Origin of the sequence: Neobacillus paridis, assembly GCF_016765675.1 — a bacterium.
Taxonomy (GTDB): domain Bacteria; phylum Bacillota; class Bacilli; order Bacillales; family Cytobacillaceae; genus Neobacillus; species Neobacillus paridis.
On record NZ_JAESWB010000208.1, the window covers coordinates 1 to 984 of the forward strand.

General features: G+C 45.5%; 1 protein-coding gene. It reads left to right on the forward strand.

Features of this window, described 5'->3' with window-relative positions; translation table 11 throughout:
* Positions 1–18 precede the first annotated feature (18 nt).
* On the forward strand, positions 19–984 hold a 966-nt coding region (gene rfbC, locus JK635_RS24755), incomplete at its 3' end, for a dTDP-4-dehydrorhamnose 3,5-epimerase (protein WP_438803836.1).

The window sequence follows — 984 nt, forward strand, 5'->3', positions numbered from 1 at the left end:
CATTTTAATCTAAATGATATGAATATAGTAAATACATCTATTCCTGATGTGCTGATTATTGAGCCAAAAGTTTTCGAGGACGATCGCGGATTTTTTTTTGAGAGCTTTAACGAAAATAAATTTAAATCTGTTGTTGGTTCCGATTACCAATTTGTGCAGGATAACCACTCTCGTTCCAAAAAAAATGTTCTTCGTGGACTGCACTACCAAATCTCTCAGGCGCAAGGAAAACTGGTCCGTGTAGTTCAAGGCGAGGTTTTCGACGTCGTGGTCGACCTTCGAAAATCGTCAGCCTATTTTGGTAAATGGTTGGGAGTCCACCTGTCTGCTGAGAATCGAAAGCAGCTTTGGATCCCTCCTGGATTCGCGCATGGATTTCTTACATTAAGTGACCATGCCGAGTTCTTGTATAAGACGACTGATTACTGGGCGCCGGAATACGAGAGGACCATACAATGGAATGACCCGCAAATCGGCATTGAATGGCCCACACTTACGCCTATTTTGTCGAATAANGGATCTTTCCGGAAAAAATCTGAGCGAGGCGGAAGTGTTTTCATGAAAATCTTGATTACGGGAAAAAACGGACAAGTTGGCTACGAACTTGAACGCAGCTTTCAAGGGTTAGGCACAATCTGGGCAACCGATCGGGCCGAATTGGATTTGTCTAATTTTGACGACATCCGTTCCGTGGTAAGTGAATTCAAACCTGACCTTATTGTTAATGCGGCGGCGTACACGGCAGTAGACAAAGCCGAGTCCGAACCGGAGCTTGCCATGCGGATCAACGCTGAAGCGCCTGGCATCCTCGCGGAGGAAGCCCGTAAAGTGGGCGCTGCGTTGGTCCATTACTCCACGGATTATGTATTTGACGGAAGAAAGTCAGGGGCTTATAAGGAAAGTGATCCCACTAATCCATTGAATGTTTATGGCCGTTCAAAGTTGGAAGGGGAGCGTGCAATTGTCTCTGCTGAAATTCCTTAT